The 15,531-nt window shown below is 35.4% G+C and carries 13 protein-coding genes; 9 read left to right on the top strand and 4 right to left on the bottom strand.

The window, feature by feature from the left end; genetic code table 11:
• The first annotated feature begins 661 nt into the window (after positions 1-661).
• The 9 genes from JNUCC74_RS12370 (at position 662) to JNUCC74_RS12330 (ending at position 10,848) form a co-directional block, all read left to right on the top strand.
• Entirely contained in the window at positions 662-2,116 is a 1,455-nt protein-coding gene (locus JNUCC74_RS12370; protein ID WP_454065580.1) for an o-succinylbenzoate--CoA ligase, read from the top strand.
• Positions 2,117-2,419: 303 nt separating this feature from the next.
• Complete coding sequence (locus JNUCC74_RS12365; protein WP_454065579.1) at positions 2,420-2,863, top strand: OsmC family protein; 444 nt, start codon at positions 2,420-2,422, stop codon at positions 2,861-2,863.
• Positions 2,864-3,596: 733 nt separating this feature from the next.
• Positions 3,597-3,767, top strand: coding sequence for a hypothetical protein (locus JNUCC74_RS12360; RefSeq protein ID WP_454065578.1), 171 nt, complete (start codon positions 3,597-3,599; stop codon positions 3,765-3,767).
• Positions 3,768-4,115: 348 nt separating this feature from the next.
• A complete protein-coding gene (locus tag JNUCC74_RS12355) occupies positions 4,116-5,465 on the top strand; it encodes an MATE family efflux transporter (RefSeq protein WP_454065577.1) in 1,350 nt (449 codons plus the stop codon).
• 746 nt (positions 5,466-6,211) lie between these two features.
• Complete coding sequence (locus tag JNUCC74_RS12350) at positions 6,212-6,526, top strand: hydrolase (RefSeq protein ID WP_454065576.1); 315 nt, start codon at positions 6,212-6,214, stop codon at positions 6,524-6,526.
• Positions 6,527-6,832: 306 nt separating this feature from the next.
• A complete protein-coding gene (locus JNUCC74_RS12345) occupies positions 6,833-7,366 on the top strand; it encodes a hypothetical protein (RefSeq protein ID WP_454065575.1) in 534 nt (177 codons plus the stop codon).
• Between the two features lie 30 nt (positions 7,367-7,396).
• Complete coding sequence (gene ytkD / locus JNUCC74_RS12340) at positions 7,397-7,864, top strand: RNA deprotection pyrophosphohydrolase (RefSeq protein ID WP_454065574.1); 468 nt, start codon at positions 7,397-7,399, stop codon at positions 7,862-7,864.
• A 924-nt stretch (positions 7,865-8,788) separates the two neighbouring features.
• Positions 8,789-10,027 carry an NRAMP family divalent metal transporter gene (locus JNUCC74_RS12335; protein ID WP_454065573.1) on the top strand — a complete coding sequence of 413 codons (1,239 nt, stop codon included), beginning with the start codon at positions 8,789-8,791 and terminating at the stop codon, positions 10,025-10,027.
• Between the two features lie 29 nt (positions 10,028-10,056).
• On the top strand, positions 10,057-10,848 hold the full coding sequence (locus JNUCC74_RS12330) for a putative hydro-lyase (RefSeq protein WP_454065572.1): 792 nt from the start codon (positions 10,057-10,059) through the stop codon (positions 10,846-10,848).
• A 121-nt stretch (positions 10,849-10,969) separates the two neighbouring features.
• On the opposite strand, the gene JNUCC74_RS12325 is transcribed toward JNUCC74_RS12330, so the two are convergent.
• The 4 genes from JNUCC74_RS12325 to pckA form a co-directional block, all read right to left on the bottom strand.
• Entirely contained in the window at positions 10,970-11,785 is an 816-nt protein-coding gene (locus JNUCC74_RS12325) for an ABC transporter permease (protein WP_077317670.1), read from the bottom strand.
• Positions 11,785-12,582 (bottom strand): ABC transporter ATP-binding protein, encoded by a 798-nt coding sequence (locus JNUCC74_RS12320; RefSeq protein WP_454065571.1) that lies wholly within the window; start codon positions 12,580-12,582, stop codon positions 11,785-11,787. The genes JNUCC74_RS12325 and JNUCC74_RS12320 overlap by 1 nt, the downstream gene beginning before the upstream one ends.
• Before the next feature lie 20 nt (positions 12,583-12,602).
• Positions 12,603-13,589: an ABC transporter substrate-binding protein gene (locus tag JNUCC74_RS12315; RefSeq protein WP_454065570.1), complete on the bottom strand. Its 987-nt coding sequence runs from the start codon at positions 13,587-13,589 to the stop codon at positions 12,603-12,605.
• A gap of 338 nt (positions 13,590-13,927) precedes the next feature.
• Positions 13,928-15,514: a phosphoenolpyruvate carboxykinase (ATP) gene (gene pckA / locus JNUCC74_RS12310; protein WP_454065569.1), complete on the bottom strand. Its 1,587-nt coding sequence runs from the start codon at positions 15,512-15,514 to the stop codon at positions 13,928-13,930.
• Positions 15,515-15,531 lie beyond the last annotated feature (17 nt).

The raw sequence follows: 15,531 nt of genomic DNA, 5'->3' as shown, positions 1-15,531 counted from the left end.
TAGATTTTAGAATTGAGGAAAGTATGGCACCTTACATGCGGGATAAAGCCTAAAATTTTATGCTTTCCTATAGTGCAAAAAAGGGTAAAGGACAAAAGTAGACTGAGATCACAGCGTCTATGAAAAATGTGATATATTTCTCTCAAAGCTAGCTTTCTTTGTCCTTGAAAAAGAAAATCACTTTTTCTGCGTGCGTTGTGTTGCTACGTAGCTTTCCTTGTCCTGTTGCATACGGGTTCCAGCAAGTCCTATATTTCAAAGTTGCAGCGATGCTGTTCCCGCCGAGCGAGCAATTATGCCAACAAGGAGACGCCGGAAACAAACTAACAAACAAAGTCGAGGCATAATTGAATCGAATATTTGAATAATCCAAGGGACACCTCATTCTAAAAAACCTTTGCTTGATCTAAAAAGCAAAGGTTTTTTACACATGAAAATGGAGGGTCAACGTTTGATTTTACACCGTAAAAGCTTTATGTTTTACATACCAATAAAGGCTGAAGTCATTTAGTTGCATAAGCTTCTTTAAAAGTCTTTCGGTCTACTTCCAAGCAAAATTCTTATCAATTCTAGCCTATAAAAGAATTGAAAGTGTTATTTTAATCGACTTTTTAAACAACGTCTAAAACGAAAAAAAAATAGATATACAAGGAGGGTCTATATGAATACAGTTATTCCTCATTGGTTAACGAAGCAAGCGGAAACAGCACCTCACCAAATCGCTGTAGAGCTTGCAAATCATGTAAAACTTACATTTCAAGAATTAAAAGAAGAAAGTCAGCGTTATGCAAGAAAACTTACGGCGTGGGGTGTTAAAAGAGGCTCCCATGTTGCCATATTATCAATAAATAAGCTGGAAATGGTGGTTGCTATTCATGCCCTAAGCTATTTAGATGCAATTATTGTTTTATTAAACAGTCGCTTAACAAAAGATGAATTAACTTATCAATTGAAAGATGCAGAAGTATCCTTTTTACTGTATGGCGAGGAATTCTCTCAGCTTGCTACTCAGCTTTTTGTAGAGAAGAATGCAGCGTTTAAAGAGGTGGAAGATTATCAACAAGCAGATATAGAGCTTGTAACAGAGCTGGAACTAGATAAACCGTTTACGATGATGTACACATCCGGAACAACAGGATTTCCTAAAGGAGTCATTCATACATATGGGAATCATTGGTGGAGCGCTATTGGTAGTGCACTTAACTTAGGATTACGGCCCGAGGATAAATGGTTGGCAGCATTACCTTTATTTCATGTCAGTGGCTTATCTATATTAATTCGCAGTGTTATTTATGGCATGCCTGTTTATCTATTAGAGAAGTTTAATAAAATAGCAGTTCATCAGGCGATTATGAAAGAAGGAGTAACGATGGTTTCTGTTGTTACGGTTATGCTTCAGCAGTTATTGGATGAGTTGGGGGAAGAAAATTATCCTACATCGTTGCGCTGTATGCTCTTAGGTGGAGGACCAGCACCAAAGCCACTGTTAGAGCGAGCTAAAACAAAAGGGGTACCGGTTTTTCAGTCGTTTGGGATGACAGAAACAGCTTCTCAAATCGTTACATTAAGCGCAGAGGATGCACTAGAAAAAATTGGTTCAGCTGGAAAAGCTCTATTTCCTGCTCAAGTGAAAATTAATGAGCCTGATAAAGATAATGTTGGAGAAATATACGTAAAAGGTCCAATGGTTACGAAAGGTTATTATAATAATTCCGAAGCCACAAAAAAAGCGATACAAAATGGCTGGTTAGCTACAGGCGATTTGGGATACTTAGATGAAGATGGCTATCTCTATGTAGTTGATCGTCGTAATGATCTAATTATTTCTGGGGGAGAAAACATTTACCCCTCAGAAGTAGAAAGTGCTCTTTTACGTTATCCCGGTATTATCGAGGCGGGTGTTACTGGAAAAGAAGATAAAAAATGGGGAGAAGTACCTGTCGCTTTTATCACTACAGATTCCCATTATGATAGAAGTGAGTTAATGAATTTTTTAAGTAACCATTTGGCTTCCTATAAACTTCCAAAACAAGTATTTGAAGTGCAAGAACTGCCTCGAAATGCTGCAAATAAACTTGTCCGATATGAATTAAAAAAGAAATTATGTAAAAAATAGTGTTTTCCATCGGGTACCGACCCCGAAAGTTGGAGTGATAAATCTAACTTTCAGGGGTTGCCACCTCGGCAGCTCTATTTTTTTACATAAAGAAAATAAAAATGTTAGCCAGCAGTCGAATCGACATTATATAACTTTTGAGTTTTACGCATCCTTACAACTAAATTGCCTGGATTAGCCAATTTTACTCTTTCTTAGATAGTTTGTTCAATATTTCACAAATTATCTATGGTATTTTAGATAGAATTTGAGCTATAATAAGATTGTCCTAGTAAATTTAGATTAGAAAAGGTGGTAAAAATTATGCCTAAAACTGTCTTTAAAGCCACTGCTCATTTGCAAGATGGTGTTCAAGTTAAGGTAAAATCAAGAAATTTTGAAATCACAGTAGATGAACCAAAGAATCTCGGAGGAACAGACACAGGGATGAACCCTGTAGAAATGGTTCTCGGAGCTTTAGGAGCATGCCAAGCTATTGTGGCACGAGTGTTTGCTAGAAAATTTAAAATTGAATTCAGCGACTTTTGGGTGGAGCTGGAAGGTGATTTAGATCCAGACGGCTTTATGCATAAGGCTGATGTAAGAAAGGGTTATTCAGAAATTCGCTATAATATTCATATCAAAACAGATGCACCGAAGGAAAAGGTGGAAGAGTTTGTAGCCTTTATTGAAAATACATGTCCAGTAGGAGATACATTGGCTAATCCGGTAAATATGAAGGTTAACAAAATAATCATTGAAGAATAAAATAGAGAATAGGAAGCAAGGCCAGATGGATCACATTTGACCTTGCTTTTTCATATAAAATTTTATGTTTTAAGGGATAGAATTATGAGAAAAACGCTACGTTTAAAACTTTATTATATTTATTATTCCATATTTTAAATTAAAAGAATCCACCGAATTTATGCAATGTAGCAAAAAGAGAGTTATTAAAAATTTCATGACTATAAAAACTCTTTAAAATGTGAAATATAAATAACATTAAGTAATTTATATTTGTCTTTGGTGATGGAATATGGTAAACATGGTACGTGTAGAGAAAGGCTTAACCTAGGCTCAACTTAAGGTAAATGCCACAAGGCAGACAATTGGACTTATAGAGAAAGGAAAATATCCCAAGCTTAAACTTATGCATTGTAATAGATAGAGCTTGGAAAAACGCTAGATGAATTATTTTGGGAGAGATCTTAAATGAACCGGTCATTTTTAATAACTTTTCCAAAAGACAAATATAAGCGGAGGAAGATGGCGTATTTTTAGCTGAATCACAGATAGAACAGTAGCACTTATGCTTTTAACTGCAAGGGTGGAGAAGATAACAAAACTGGGAGTTAGCTAGTGCTTTTTTTAGCATTTCTTATTTTTGGCTCGATTATCGTATACACCATTCTCGCTACATGATATCAGGAATTGAATTTACAGAAATAGTATGTGAGAAAAACTATCGAAAAACGTGGAAGGAACTAAAAATAATAGCATGAAGCTTGGTTTTATTTACTTATTTATGTTAATGATGTTTAAAGGTATTCCAACCAGTTGGACAGATTTGTTTGAAATAGTCGGGGTGGCAGCTGGATTAGCTGTTTTTATTATTTTATCTGATTTCTTTTCATTAAGGAGATCGTATTTAAAAAATAAAAATTTATGAAAGTAAGCATTTTTCATAGAGTATAATATCTATCTTTTTGTTTTAGTACTTTCTATAATTATTTTTAGTAATCTTATCTTACTGTTAAGAATTGAATCGTTAAAGTGGTTTTTTTAAAAGAGGCTAAGGTCGAATGAACTTTCTATAAAACTTTTTATATATTTTAACGTATAGTAAATTCCATGCGTTATTTTTGATTCATCAATAACTCAGAACAGTTACTCCGGAATATATAAAGAAAAACTTGAGGGAGAAAATCCAAGAATTACTTATAAGGATTTTAAAATAGACTTTTTTTGAATACAAAATTAGAATAGATATATTAGTCAGGGTTTGGGGGGGATTGTTGTGAGTATTGTAGAAGAAAGATTGGGAAAACAATCAGTGAAAAAGAGCTTTTTCCAGTACTTCCTTCCAACTATTTTCGGAATGATGCTTATGTCTGTTAACATTGTTATTGACGGAATTTTTGTTGGGAATGGAGTAGGTTCAGTTGCTTTGGCAAGTGTTAATATAGCTGTTCCTGTTTTCTCCATTTTTATTTCTATTGCTTTATTAATTGGGGTTGGTGGAGGGACTTTATATTCTATAGCAGTTGGAGCAGGAGACAAAGAAAAAGGCAAACGATTATTTACTATTTCGTTTGCTCTGATTACAATCATCACAATTATTATAGCTGTCATTGGATTTATTTTTATCGAACCGTTAGCTAAGCTATTTGGTGCGAATGCCGAGACCTTATCGTATGCATTAGACTATATGCGGATATTGTTTATTTTTTCACCTATTTTAGCTTGGGAGACTTGTCTGAGCATTTTTGTACGTAATGATGGGGATCCGCAACTGGCAATGATTGGGTTAGTGGTTTCAGCTATTGTCAATATTATTCTTAACTATATTATGATATTTGTTGTTAAGTGGGAAGTAACGGGAGCGGCAGTTGCAACAATGATTGCTACACTTATTGGGTTGCTTATCTATACACTTCATTTTTTAAAAAAAGGTTCCGGATTAAAATTTACTACATTTAAATGGAATAAGCGTGATCTTACACAAATTTCCACCATTGGCTTCCCTAGTTTTATGTCTGAGGCAGGGATTGGAATATTTGTAATCGGGTATAATATAGCTATAGCACATTATGCAGGTACGAATGGGATAGCGGCATTTTCTGTTATCAATTATTTGCATACATTTATGTTGTTAGCCTTTATTGGCATCGGTTCATCTATTCAGCCAATGATTAGTTACTATTATGGGGCAAAGAAATATACTTCTATTAAGCAAACAGTAAAAATAGCAGAAGTAACAGGGATTCTTCTCGGTGTATTATTTTTGGGTATCGGATATATTGGTGCTGACCTATTAGTATCAATTTTTGGTGTAGAGACGGAAGAAATACAAGAACTTGCTGTAAAAGGGATAAAACTGTTTTTCCTTGGTTACTTATTTATGGGAATTAATTTTATTTACATGACATATTACCAATCTATTGGATATGTTCGCCCATCTGTAGGTATAACCCTATTTCGTGGATTTATCTTATTGATTGCTATGTTGCTATTCTTACCTATGCTATTTGGTACAGCAGGGGTATGGTTGGCTTTACCAGTAACAGAAGCACTTGTAGCACTGGTGCTTTTGTTTGCAGCTCGAAAAGGAGTAATGAGAAATCAATTTGATTCGCGAGGGTTCTAAATTGATTTCGTTTTCGACGATTGTTAAATATTCGGTTTAGAAAAGGTGTAACTTTTGTTCTATTATGGGAAAGTATAAAATTTTAGGGTCTATCCCGCATGTAAGGTGCCGTAAGTTTCCCACTTCAAGACCTGAGTTCGTGCAAGGGGTCAAAGTGGAAAAAAACGGCACCTAAATGCCCGATTGGTTCAAGGGCCTTTAGGTCATACCCTTGTGGTACTAACATTCCGTGTAAAAAGCATTCCACGGAATGAAGTTTCACTTTATCGTATTAGAAAAACGATAGCTTTCGCTAAAGACTTGCAGACAAGCCAAGTTTTTCTAAGAATGCAGACTCGCCACTTTTGGCGAGTTTTTTATTTTCTTTATCCGAATGTAAGGAGCCGTAAAACTACGACTTAAAGATTGATTTAACGGAGAAGTCTAAATCGGAGTAATGGCACCTAAATCCCCGACTGGTTCAGAGGTCTTTAGATCATCCCCTTGGGGTACTAATATTTCTTGGGAAAAGCGTTCCACGAAATGAAGTTGCCTTGAAGATCTCCAGTTTGTAAATGCTAACCATGCGCTTGCTTTTTAGTTCTGGTGTCACTATGTTATAAAGTCCAAAACACGAATTTTACATAACATTTATATTTTTATATAGACACACCAAGGCAATCTCCGTATCAGAAAAATAATACGAGCTAGGGTTGATACATGCTTTATCGGAATAATGGAACACTAGCCTATAGGAGGTGTTTGAAATGGAAAAACAAAAATATTATATCCATATGGGGTCGGGCGAAATATCAAAAGAAAAGTATGGAAATAATGCAGAGTTTGTTATTTATGCTACGGATGATGATATCATCTTATTAAGGGATACGTTTAATGAAGTAAATGACGCTGGTATCAGAACCTTTTTTCGAGCTCATATTCCAGCTGTACCTTACCATAATGACCAGTCAAATGATGAATATGACAGCAATTTAGCAAAAGCATATAAAATGGTGTATGAATTGGGAGATGAACAAACAAAAGCTCATATAAAACAGATGGGAATTTTAAATGATATATGAAAATAAAAGGCGAAGTACTCCCTAAAAAAGGTTATTATGACAAACATGCCCTTTATATACACATTATTAAAGCTTGAGTGGTAGTAAAAATTATAAAAAGCAATAGCAAATAAGGTGAGATAAAGGTTGTCCATGCTGCTAAATCGTTTTTTGTTTTAAAGTTTTTAAGTAGGCTTCTATAAAACGAGTGGATTACTTATTGAGATTTTGTGGGAACATCATAAAAGGATAAATTTGTGCATAGATGTTTATAATTTTCGGCTAACAGGAATAGACTAGTAAATAAGTATCCACGGGAGGCTTACTATGAAAAATAAACGCTTTTTTTTATTCAATGTCGTGGCTATTAGTTCAGTTATATTGACTTTTTTATTTTTTACCATAAAGACAACTACACCGGCAGCTGCAAATAATGAGCAAATAAAAGGCCCAGAACCTAACGACCAAACAGAGGTAAAAGATCTGAGTCATGATGAAATAATTAAATTATCACACCATTTTATAAATATCCTTCTGCAACCAGTTGATGCTAAATATCGCGTCGAAAATTACCAAACAAAAGAGGATTTATACCAAAAATTTAACACAATATCTTATCAAAAAGTTGCTGAACCTTACGTAGAGTATTATTATAAGGAAAAAGAGGATGGATTATACCTTCGACCTACAAGTGGGCCACCTTGGTTTAAACAGGATAAGCCATACGAGGTTGTTAAGGAGTCGGATAATAAGGTTAAGATAAAGCAAAAAAATAAATCCGATATTTATGGAAATTATACGATTGAAATCGAATTTACCTTTACCGATCAGTGGAGAATTACAAATATCCATCATAGTTAAATGAAGTTTAGGAAAAGGCGTTGAAATGAAATGTACACTTTTAAAGATTACTATAACAACGAAGTTAAATTATCCTTTAAACATCAACCCTTTTCTAAAAAACCTCTTCATGTTTGGGTGATATGCAAGTATCAACAAAAATGGCTATTAACCAAACATAAAGAAAGAGGACTTGAATTTCCGGGTGGAAAAGTAGAAAAAGGGGAAACAGCCAAACAAGCTGCTATTCGTGAAGTCAAAGAAGAAACAGGAGCAGTGGTTGATAAAATTTATTATATTGGACAATACTTTGTTTCTGGTAAAACAGAGAATGTAATAAAAAACATCTACTTTGCTTCGATTCAAGCATTGAAATATCAGAATACTTATTATGAGACTGAAGGCCCGGTTTTATTAGCTGAACTTCCTGCTAATATCAAATATCGGAATGATTATAGTTTTATGATGAAAGATGGAGTGTTGAAGCACTGCATGACATATATTGAGAAGTATTTTTAAAAAAGAGTATGTCTTATAATCTTTGAGTCAAAAATACGCAAATGTTTTATTTGCGTATTTTTTGCTGTTCAGGAAATGATATCCGTGCTATATGGACAATCTCCTAGCTTAAGCGCTCAAACCGTAACAAACGTTTGCTAAAGAGCACTTAAACTATTGTTCTTGCACGGAGAAGTTTAGATTGCAACTTGAGTTTTGTTTCACTTAAGAAAGCCCAACGGAATAAGGTTTCCTATATTCAAACGCTTACTATTTGTTAAACTCTTCACAAACTATTAGTTGTATGATAAAATATTCTTACTTTTTTTTTTAAATGAGTGTCTAAGTTCTGAATAAAGGAATGATTGGCAATGGTTTGACAACAAAAAGATATTCGTATAAAAGAAGGGCTGAAAGTTACCTTGCTAAACAATAAAGCGATTTTAATATTTCTACACACGCTCAAAAGTTGAACCCTATTCTGTCGTTTTTGACGAAACCGGTTTTGCTAAAATTTGAAAGAGATGTTAAAATCGTCAACATCTGATTTACATTAACAGAAGAGAGGCACTTATTTCGTGCAAGTCACATACAGGAGAGGTTTAAAAGTTTAATTAACTAACAGCTGTCAGCCATAAAGAAGTCAATTAAAATGGTCATAGAAAACTAAAATGTATATTAAAGTTGCTTCATTTGACTTCTCACTTCGTTCAATATATGGTAATGATCTCACCTCAATAATATACCTCATTTTTTGTAGTAATCCCCAGCCTAATATCTTAAGTAAACAAAAAAGGGGATAACAATGAACCAGCTCATGGATGTGAATTTCACTATTTTTTGTTATATAAAGTTTCATTTCTATTAATTTAGATGGAAAAAGATGATCTGGAGAATTCAAAGTATTCCTATTAATCCTAAAAAACTGAAAAGGTGTGATTTGCAATGAAGGAAAAGACACAAATAGTAGATTTAACTATAGAAAAGCCAGAAACGCCAAAAATGAAGACAAGAAGTGTACTGCTTGGAGCAGCTTTTTTAATGGCTACCTCGTCAATTGGACCGGGTTTTTTAACCCAAACAACTGTTTTCACCCAACAATTAGCAGCTAGTTTTGCTTTTGTTATTCTAATCTCACTAATTCTAGATGTTTTTGTCCAAGTAAATGTATGGCGAATTATTGCGGTATCGGGATTACGTGGACATGAAATTGCGAATAAAGTATTACCAGGTCTTGGGCTTTTATTATCTATTTTAATAGTTATTGGTAGTCTGGCTTTTAATATTGGTAATGTAGCTGGGGCTGGACTTGGTTTAAATGCTATGCTAGGGCTTCATCCAGTTGTAGGTGCTGTCATTAGTTCAATTTTTGCAATCATGATTTTTCTTATTAAAGAAGCTGGTCATGTGATGGATAAACTAACCCAAATTGCTGGCGGAATTATGATTCTGCTTATGTTATATGTTGCTTTTACAACCTCTCCTCCAGTAGGGGATGCTATAATTAATACATTTAAACCTGAAACGATTGATATATTTGCTATCGTTACACTTGTAGGAGGTTCTGTTGGTGGATATATTACATTTGCTGGTGGGCATCGTTTATTAGATGCAGGTATAAAAGGAGCTCATTCTCTTCCCGAAGTGACAAAAAGCTCTGTTACTGGGATCGTTGTAGCAGGAGTGATGCGTGTAGCGCTTTTTTTAGCAGTGTTAGGTGTTGTCTCCCAGGGACTAGCAATTGATTCTGGAAATCCGGCAGCCTCCGTTTTTGAGTTAGCTGCAGGTACTGTTGGGTATCGAATTTTCGGTGTGATTATGTGGGCTGCATCCATTACTTCTGTGGTAGGAGCAGCGTATACATCGGTTTCTTTTATTCGGACATTGCATCCAATCATTGAGAAATATCAAAATATAGTGATTGTTTTATTTATAATTGTATCATCAGGTACGTTTGCCTTAATAGGAAAACCGGTAAATGTATTAATTTTAGCAGGAGCGTTAAATGCACTTGTTTTACCACTTGCTTTAGGTACGATTTTAATAGGAGCTTATAAAAAAGATGTTGTAGGTGACTATAAGCACCCACTTTGGTTAACGGTAGCAGGAGTAATTGTTGTACTGGGAATGAGCTATTTGGCTATTTTAACAGTGTTAGAGCAAATTCCCAAGCTTTTAGGATAAATGAAACTGGATGAAGCGGAGGAACGATTATGGAAAACACAGCCAGGTTAAGCGGATCAGAAGTGAGAATGCTGATTAGAGAGAAGCAAATATCGGGGTCGACTGCAGGAATGGCAAGAGGTTTTGCTCAGGCTAATTTAGTAGTTCTAAAAAAAGAGTACGCATTTGATTTTTTATTATTCTGTCAACGTAACCCCAAGCCATGTCCAATATTGCATGTGACGGATATTGGTTCCTACGAGCCAAAACAAATAGCAGAAAACGCTGATATTCGATTAGACATCCCGAAGTATCGTATCTATAAAAACGGATCATTCTTGGAAGAGGTGACAGATATAACAGCGTATTGGGAAGAAGATATGGTGGCTTTTTTATTAGGGTGCAGTTTTACGTTCGAAGCTTCGCTATTAAATGATGGTATTTCGATAAGACATATTGAAGAAAATTGCAATGTACCTATGTATAAAACAAATATTCCTTGCGAAGAAGCAGGAATATTTAGTGGACCAATGGTTGTAAGTATGCGACCTATGACTAATAACGATGCGATTCGTGCGGTGCAAATTACTTCTAGATATCCAGCTGTTCATGGAGCACCAGTTCATTTTGGTGACCCTAGTGAAATCGGTATACAAGATCTTTCAACCCCTGACTTTGGAGATGCAGTTACTATAAAAGAAGGGGAAATCCCTGTTTTTTGGGCATGTGGTGTAACGCCGCAAGCAGTTGCTATGCAAAGTAAACCATCCGTGATGATTACACATGCTCCGGAATGTATGTTTATAAGTGATATAAGAGATGAAACATTAAGTGTCATTTAGAAGGTATTCTGAGTTCGTCTAATTGTCATTGATGAGGGTATAGTTTTGATACTCGCTCATCATTAGGATAAATAAAAGAGGCTTCCATCAATTATCAGCGTTAATGGAAGCCTCAAATTCATTAAAACGAACTGGAATGTTTAATTATCCAGCGCTCCAACCGCTCAACAAGCTTATACATCACAGCTGCAAAGATGGCAATTAGTACTAAACTCGTCATTACGAGTGAAAAGTCAAATACTTGAAAACCATAGATAATTAAATAACCTAATCCTTGTTTAGAGACGAGAAACTCTCCAACTATTACACCTACCCAAGAAAGCCCAACATTTACTTTTAACGTAGAAATCATGGTTGGCAGTGTGGCAGGAAAAATAGCGTGTTGAAACATTTGCCGTTTGCTTGCTCCAAAGCTTTTTAACACTGTTCCGTAATTTGGGTCGACTTCATTAAAGGCAGAGTAGACAACTAATGTTGTAATGATAACAGAAATGATTGCCCCCATTGCAATGATTGAAATATATCCAGGTCCTAGGGCAACGATAATAATTGGACCTAATGCCACCTTTGGCATGGCATTCATAATAACAAGGTAAGGATCAAGGATATTTGATAGTCGATTAGAAAACCATAATGAAACGGCAAGGAAAGTACCTGCAACCGTTCCAATTACGAAGCCGGCGACTGTTTCTAATAGAGTTACTTGCATATGAGATAACAAAGAGCCATCGTAAATTTTTTCAACAATTACCTTATAGATTGTTGTCGGTGAACTAAATAGCAATGGATCAATCCAATACAATCGACTGGCCAGTTCCCAAAGAATAATAAAGCTGATAAGTATACCAATTTGCCATATATATACTATTTTTCTTTCTCGTTTTACACTACGCAAATAGTGCTGAAAAAATTGTTCATCTGTTTTTTTATACTTCATTATTTGTCATTCGCCTCCTTTTTTGGGAAATTCCCTTTTCGACTGTCCAGTTCATTCCATACTTTATCGAATAGAATTTCAAATTTTGGATGGCGTCTTGCAAAGAGTGGTCCTTCCTGTCTTATCTCAATAGGAACTTCAAACACTTTTGAAATGGTTCCTGGATTCGTACCCATTACTAAAATTCGATCACTCATAGCGATTGCTTCACTAATGTCATGGGTAACAAGTACCGTTGTTTTTTTGTAGCTTTTTAGTAATGTTGAGACGAGTTCCTCTAACTTTAATTTGGTTTGATAATCTAAAGCTGAAAAAGGTTCATCGAATAATAAAATTTTTGGATGGTTGATTAGTGTTCTTACAAGGGCGGCTCGTTGGCGCATTCCTCCGGAGAGGGAAGGCGGGTACTTAGTGACTACATTTTTTAGTCCAACCTCATGTAATAAAGATAAAGCTTTTTCTTGTACATCATGGGATAATGTTTTGCGTATTTTTGGTCCCAAAAGTACATTATCTAAAATTGTTTTCCACGGAAATAAATAATCTTGTTGCAGCATGTAACCAATTTCCGAAGAGGGCAAGTCAATCATTTGCTGCTCTAACTTTACCTTACCTTCCGTGGGTTTTATTATACCGGCAATGATCGATAGTATAGTTGATTTACCGCAGCCGCTTGGTCCTAATAACGATATAAATTCTCCCTCTTCAATGGAAAAGGATACATTATCTAATGCTTTAGTAAAGCCCTGTTCTGAAAAATAATGATGCGTTATTTTTTCTAAGGTTAAAAATGACATTGTTCCTCCTCCTTTCCTCCTTAATCATTTAAAACGTCTTCAGCAAACGTTGTATTTACTAACTCTTCATAATCTGCGTCTACAGGAAGTTCACCAGCCTCTTTCATAATAGCTTTTAGACTATTCCATTCATCTTTATCTAATACGGGGTCTGTTGCAAAAGAACCTTGGCTTTTATACCGATCAACGGAAGCAGTAAGAATATCTAAATCTGTATCTTCAAAATATGGGTGGATTACTTTAGCTATTTCTTCTGCAGAATGCTCCTCTACCCATTGTTGAGCTCGATATAAAGCTTTAGTGAATTTTTTTATTTCTTTGTCATTTTTATTTATATAGTTTTGCTTTGCCATGAAAACAGTATAGGGAACGGTTCCAGATTCTTCACCAAAAGATGCAACAATATGTCCTTTCCCTTCCTTTTCAAATATACTGGCGGTTGGTTCAAACAATTGAACATACTCTGCATCACTTGAAACGAATGCTCCTGGAATATTGGCAAATTCGATATTTTGCTGTAAATTTAAATCGATATGTGGATCAATACCGTTTTGCTTCAGTACATACTCGCCTACCATTTGTGGCATTCCACCTTTTCGCTGTCCTAAAAAGGTAGTACCTTTGATATCCATCCAAGAGAAGTTCGGTTGCTTTTCTTTCGCAACTAAGAATGTACCATCTGTTTGTGTTAATTGAGCAAAGTTTATTGCGATTTCTTTGGAATCTTGAGCAAATACATAAATGGATGTTTCAGCACCAACTAGAGCGATATCAGCACCATCTGATAACAAAGTGGTCATTGTTTTATCTCCACCCCAAGTGGTTTGTAATTCGACATTTAATCCCTCTTCTTCAAAAAATCCTTTTTCCAGAGCAACATATTGTGGAGCGTAAAATAGTGAACGAGTTACTTCTGCTAATCGAATAGAAGAAGTTTCATCATTCGTGTTACAACCTGCTATAAATAAAAGTACTCCTAATAGCAGAATGAATAAATTTTTTTTCATTCTTTATGTGCTCCTTTCTTTAAAATAATATGTCAAAACAGTTTATGAATATAGATAAAAATGTGTGAATGCCCAGTACGTATTTATTGCCTAGTTGCGCTTAAACATATTTTTAAGATTTTGATTCGATTTCTACGATTTATATATATTTCACGTATTAGAAAAACTTGGCTTATCGCCAAATCTACATAGCTAAAGCTTATAGTATAAAGCCTAAAGTTTTATGCTTTTCTATAGTACAAAAAAAGCCGATCTCGAAGATTTACGAGATCGGCTTGCAGAAAAACTGCAATATTAGTTTTTATATAAAAATTCCTTTTGGGATGAGGAAACAAATTTTAACCCCGGTATGCCGGGCCAGCGTTGACGATATCTTCGTCCGCTTTGGTAAATTTCTTAAAGTTATTATGAAACTTCATGGCAAGCTCTTGTGCTGTTTTCTCATAAGCTGCTTTATCTTGCCATGTGTTTTTCGGAATTAACACTTCATCAGGAACTCCGGGTACATGCATCGGAATTTCCAACCCAAAGATGTCATCTTTCGTTGTTTCTGTCCCATTTAGCTCCCCTTCTAAAGCAGCATGAATCATAGCACGAGTATAGGAAAGCTTCATGCGTTTTCCTACACCATATGGACCGCCAGTCCATCCAGTGTTAACAAGAAATACATTGGATTGATATGCATCAATTTTTTCTCCTAGCATTTCTGCATATTTGGAAGGAGCTAATGGCAAAAATGGTGCGCCAAAACAAGCAGAAAAAGTTGCTTGTGGTTCCGTAACTCCTCTTTCTGTACCTGCAAGTTTACTCGTATAACCACTTAAAAAGTGATACATCGCTTGTTCTTTCGTTAATTTACTGATTGGGGGGAGTGTTCCGGAAGCATCAGCAGTTAGAAAGATAATTGTATTTGGATGTCCAGCGATACTTGGTATTGCAATATTGTCAATGTTTTCTAACGGATATGCTGCACGTGTGTTTTCAGTTAAACTTGTGTCATCATAATCCGGAGATCTTGTATCTTCATGAAGCACAACATTTTCCAATACGGAACCAAATCGGATGGCATCATAGATTTGTGGCTCTTTATCTTGAGATAAGTTAATGCATTTTGCATAACATCCACCTTCAATGTTGAACACACCATTTGGCCCCCAACCGTGCTCATCATCACCAATTAAACGGCGGTAAGGATCTGCTGATAATGTTGTCTTCCCTGTTCCTGAAAGACCGAAAAATAAAGCGACGTCTCCTTCTTTTCCTACATTGGCAGAGCAGTGCATGGATAGTACATTCTGCTGTGGAAGTAAAAAGTTCATTATTGAAAAGATTGACTTTTTAATTTCACCAGCATACTCTGTTCCACCAATTAAAATAATTCGTTGTTTTAATGAAACTAGAATAAAGGCTTCTGAGTTCGTACCATCCACTTCTGGATCGGCTTTAAAAGTTGGTGCAGATAAAACTGTAAATTCCGGCTCATGTGTCTGAAGTTCTTCCTCTGTTGGAGTAATAAACAATTGACGGGCAAATAAATTATGCCAAGCAAACTCATTGATGACTTGTATTGGCAGTCGGTATTCATGATCTGCTCCCGCAAAGCCTTTGAATTGGAATATTTCCTGTTTATTTAGTAAATAATGAACGACTTTTTCGTAAAGCTTATTAAAAGTGGATTCCTCAATAGAGCGATTAACGGATCCCCAATCTACATAGTTTTCACTAATCTCATCTTTGACAATAAATTTATCTTTTGGAGAACGACCGGTATACGCTCCTGTAGTTGCTTGCACAGCACCTGTGGCTGATAATTTCCCTTCTTTTCTGGCGAGAACTTTTTCAACAAGCAACGGTACAGATAAATTTGCGTGTAAATTTGAATGTTTGTATAACTCGGTGACAAACGACTTTTCTACCATTTTCATTATAAATACCTGCCTTT

It is taken from the genome of Cerasibacillus sp. JNUCC 74 (assembly GCF_053667775.1).
Note: the sequence above shows the minus strand (reverse complement) of the source record. Positions and strands in the feature narration are given on the sequence as shown.

Excerpts from the sequence above, each read along its gene's own strand:
- JNUCC74_RS12370 (WP_454065580.1), top strand. The coding sequence starts at position 662 with ATGAATACAGTTATTCCTCATTGGTTAACGAAGCAAGCGGAAACAGCA.
- JNUCC74_RS12365 (WP_454065579.1), top strand. The coding sequence starts at position 2,420 with ATGCCTAAAACTGTCTTTAAAGCCACTGCTCATTTGCAAGATGGTGTT.
- JNUCC74_RS12360 (WP_454065578.1), top strand. The coding sequence starts at position 3,597 with ATGAAGCTTGGTTTTATTTACTTATTTATGTTAATGATGTTTAAAGGT.
- JNUCC74_RS12350 (WP_454065576.1), top strand. The coding sequence starts at position 6,212 with ATGGAAAAACAAAAATATTATATCCATATGGGGTCGGGCGAAATATCA.
- JNUCC74_RS12345 (WP_454065575.1), top strand. The coding sequence starts at position 6,833 with ATGAAAAATAAACGCTTTTTTTTATTCAATGTCGTGGCTATTAGTTCA.
- ytkD (WP_454065574.1), top strand. The coding sequence starts at position 7,397 with ATGTACACTTTTAAAGATTACTATAACAACGAAGTTAAATTATCCTTT.
- JNUCC74_RS12335 (WP_454065573.1), top strand. The coding sequence starts at position 8,789 with ATGAAGGAAAAGACACAAATAGTAGATTTAACTATAGAAAAGCCAGAA.
- JNUCC74_RS12330 (WP_454065572.1), top strand. The coding sequence starts at position 10,057 with ATGGAAAACACAGCCAGGTTAAGCGGATCAGAAGTGAGAATGCTGATT.
- JNUCC74_RS12325 (WP_077317670.1), bottom strand. The coding sequence starts at position 11,785 with ATGAAGTATAAAAAAACAGATGAACAATTTTTTCAGCACTATTTGCGT.
- JNUCC74_RS12320 (WP_454065571.1), bottom strand. The coding sequence starts at position 12,582 with ATGTCATTTTTAACCTTAGAAAAAATAACGCATCATTATTTTTCAGAA.
- JNUCC74_RS12315 (WP_454065570.1), bottom strand. The coding sequence starts at position 13,589 with ATGAAAAAAAATTTATTCATTCTGCTATTAGGAGTACTTTTATTTATA.
- pckA (WP_454065569.1), bottom strand. The coding sequence starts at position 15,514 with ATGAAAATGGTAGAAAAGTCGTTTGTCACCGAGTTATACAAACATTCA.